Here is a 1,774-nt window from a genome sequence, read left to right as displayed (position 1 = left end):
GTTCCAGAACTACGCGCTGTATCCGCATATGAAAGTCTACGACAACATGGCCTATGGGCTGCGCAACCGCGGCACGCCGAAAGATGAGATCGACAGCCGGGTCCGCGCGACGGCGAAAATACTCGAACTTTCGGCGCTGCTCGACCGCCGTCCGCGCGAGCTTTCCGGCGGCCAGCGCCAGCGTGTCGCCATGGGTCGTGCCATTGTGCGCAACCCGAGGGTTTTCCTGTTCGACGAGCCGCTCTCCAATCTCGATGCCAAATTGCGTGGCCAGATGCGCGTCGAGATAAAGAACCTGCAACGCTCGCTTGGCGTCACGTCGGTCTATGTCACGCATGACCAGCTCGAGGCGATGACGTTGGCCGACATCCTCGTCGTCATGAACGGCGGACTGGTCGAGCAAATGGGGGCGCCGCTCGACATCTATGAAAGGCCGGCCTCGACCTTCGTCGCTTCCTTCATTGGCGCGCCGCCGATGAATCTCCTGGCACTGACCGAAAGCGCCTCGGGCGCGGTGCTCGCAGACGGCACGGCGATCGCTTTCGCACCTCGGGAGGCAAGAGCTGCGACCCTCGGTTTTCGGCCCGAGGATGCCGACGTCACCTTCAATGCGGAGGCGCCGCCCGGCGCCCTCGTCCTGCCGGCGCTGGTCGAGGCAGTCGAACCGGTAGGCGCCGAAAGTTTCCTTCACTGTGCGGCAGGCGGCAACCGTATCGTCGTGCGTGTCGCGGGTCGCGCCACCGCCACGGTTGGCAACCAATTGCGCGTGGTTGCCAAGGCAGAAAAGCTGCACTGGTTCGATCAGGCAGGAAAGCGCGTCGGCTAATCCAAAAGATGCCCAGAGCGTTTCACCGTTTCACGGAAACGGCGAGCTGCTCTAACTCTTTGTTTTGACGCAATTCCAGACGGAAAACCGCTTCACAGTTTCCTAGAATTGCTCCAGCATACGGTGTTCAGGCGAAGACATGCGCCTTTCCCGATACGGTCAGCCGGACGATCTCGCCGACCGCCGGCGCGTCCATGCCCGGTTTGCGCAGGACCAGCGGCGTGTTGCCGATCGCGGCCGCATCGGGCGGATCGGCATTGTTCAAGAGCCGCACCGCGACCGTGCACATCGAGCCGGCGAATTCGGATTCCGTCACTTCGCCGAACAGCATGTCCGAGGTGCCGGACATGCCCTCGCGCGACGTTCTCTTCAGCGCGATCTGCTCCGGGCGAAGCATGATACGGGCGATATCGCGGCTGTCATTGGTGTCGACCGCGATGCGGCCGAGGGGCGAGTTGGCGAATCCATCCGATATCTTGGCCGGCAGGATGATGGCGTCGCCAAGGAATTCGGCGATCATCCTGTCCTTCGGCTTGAGATAGAGCTCGCGCGGCGTCCCGATCTGCGAGAACTTGCCGTCGCGCATCACCGCGACCTGGCTGGCGAAGGACAGCGCCTCGGCCTGGTCGTGCGTCACCAGGATGGTAGTGATGCCGGCAGCTTCCAGAAGCTCGGCCACCGCCTTGCGCATCGAGGCGCGCAGGCCGGTATCGAGTGCCGAGAACGGCTCGTCGAGCAGCATCAGCCGGGGCTTCATCGCCATGGCGCGAGCCAGCGCCACGCGCTGCTGCTGGCCGCCGGAGAGCTCGTGCGGGCGGCGCTTGAGGATCGCCTTGTCCAGCCCGACGATATAGGCGAGCTCGACGATGCGCTCGGTGCGCTTGTCCTCGCCGCGACCCATGCCGAAACCGATATTGTCGCCAATGGTCAGATGCGGAAACAGGGCAC

Annotated in this window: 2 protein-coding genes; one reads left to right on the top strand and one right to left on the bottom strand. The window is 63.6% G+C overall.

Going from position 1 to position 1,774, the window contains the following annotated elements; all coding sequences use genetic code 11:
- Window positions 1-826 (top strand): ATP-binding cassette domain-containing protein (locus tag EN906_RS33025; RefSeq protein WP_127375716.1); only part of this gene is annotated, 826 nt, incomplete at its 5' end.
- 127 nt (window positions 827-953) lie between these two features.
- On the opposite strand, the gene EN906_RS33020 is transcribed toward EN906_RS33025, so the two are convergent.
- The coding region (locus EN906_RS33020) for an ABC transporter ATP-binding protein (protein WP_164777564.1) at window positions 954-1,774 on the bottom strand (821 nt) is incomplete at its 5' end.

The sequence above is a fragment of the Mesorhizobium sp. M7A.F.Ca.CA.004.06.1.1 genome, from assembly GCF_003999135.1.
GTDB lineage: Bacteria > Pseudomonadota > Alphaproteobacteria > Rhizobiales > Rhizobiaceae > Mesorhizobium.
The sequence above is the reverse complement of the archived record's forward strand: the minus strand, read 5'-3'. Positions and strand labels throughout refer to the sequence as shown.